Source organism: Natrinema sp. LN54, from assembly GCF_052439245.1.
Lineage (GTDB): Archaea > Halobacteriota > Halobacteria > Halobacteriales > Natrialbaceae > Natrinema > Natrinema versiforme_A.
The window spans coordinates 1-1,498 of the sequence record NZ_JBQVRP010000009.1; the positions used below are offsets into that span (position 1 = coordinate 1).

Sequence of the window (1,498 nt, forward strand, 5' to 3'; positions counted from 1 at the left end):
AAGACGGATCCGACGGTGAGGGACGAAAGCTCGGGTCACGAACCGGATTAGATACCCGGGTAGTCCGAGCTGTAAACGATGTCTGCTAGGTGTGGCACAGGCTACGAGCCTGTGCTGTGCCGTAGGGAAGCCGTGAAGCAGACCGCCTGGGAAGTACGTCCGCAAGGATGAAACTTAAAGGAATTGGCGGGGGAGCACTACAACCGGAGGAGCCTGCGGTTTAATTGGACTCAACGCCGGACATCTCACCAGCATCGACAACGTGCAGTGAAGGTCAGGTTGATGACCTTACTGGAGCCGTTGAGAGGAGGTGCATGGCCGCCGTCAGCTCGTACCGTGAGGCGTCCTGTTAAGTCAGGCAACGAGCGAGACCCGCACTCCTAATTGCCAGCAACACCCTTGCGGTGGTTGGGTACATTAGGAGGACTGCCAGTGCCAAACTGGAGGAAGGAACGGGCAACGGTAGGTCAGTATGCCCCGAATGTGCTGGGCGACACGCGGGCTACAATGGCCGAGACAGTGGGATGCAACCCCGAAAGGGGACGCTAATCTCCGAAACTCGGTCGTAGTTCGGATTGAGGACTGAAACTCGTCCTCATGAAGCTGGATTCGGTAGTAATCGCGCCTCAGAAGGGCGCGGTGAATACGTCCCTGCTCCTTGCACACACCGCCCGTCAAAGCACCCGAGTGGGGTCCGGATGAGGCCGACGCAACGTCGGTCGAATCTGGGCTCCGCAAGGGGGCTTAAGTCGTAACAAGGTAGCCGTAGGGGAATCTGCGGCTGGATCACCTCCACAGACCGGGACCGGGGCGCTGCCCCGGCCCACCCTAACTCGTGGCGCGTTGCGCCACGCGGTGCACGTTCGATCGACCATCGGTTGGCCGATCGGGCACCTTTGAACTACCAAGGCTAACATGATACGCGCTGTCCACCCACGTGGGTGGACGTGGGCCCATAGCTCAGTGGTAGAGTGCCTCCTTTGCAAGGAGGATGCCCAGGGTTCGAATCCCTGTGGGTCCATGGCTCGGAGCTGATCGAATCGTGCCCCTTAAGTGGGGCAGACGACTTCGATCTAATCCGACGAAAACTGATGCACCACTCCGCGTAAGTGCGAGTGGGAAGGGTTAATGCAGGCCTGCTGTCTACAGGCGTGCAGATGAGACCGTGTGTACGTGTAGTCCAGGCGTCCACTGGACCCGTTCCCGGGTCACGATGTTGCGACTTTGTCGCAACGCCGATCCGATGAACGTGGCTACTGTGCCAGCTGGTGGATCGCTCGGCTTGAGAGCTGATGAAGGACGTGCCAAGCTGCGATAAGCCCAAGGGAGCCGCACGGAGGCGAAGAACTTGGGATCTCCGAATGGGAATCCCCACCGCAATTGCTTCGCGCAATGGGGAACGTCGAGAATTGAAACATCTTAGTATCGACAGGAAAAGAAAGCAAACGCGATGTCGTTAGTAATGGCGAATAAACGCGACACAGTCCAAACCGAAGCC

Annotated in this window: 1 tRNA gene and 2 rRNA genes; all 3 read left to right on the forward strand. The window is 58.4% G+C overall.

Features of this window, described 5'->3' with window-relative positions:
* Positions 1 to 795 (forward strand): 16S ribosomal RNA (locus ACT4ML_RS20215); the annotation flags it as partial.
* Between the two features lie 154 nt (positions 796 to 949).
* A tRNA-Ala gene (locus tag ACT4ML_RS20220) sits at positions 950 to 1,021 on the forward strand.
* Positions 1,022 to 1,244: 223 nt separating this feature from the next.
* A 23S ribosomal RNA gene (locus tag ACT4ML_RS20225) occupies positions 1,245 to 1,498 on the forward strand; the annotation flags it as partial.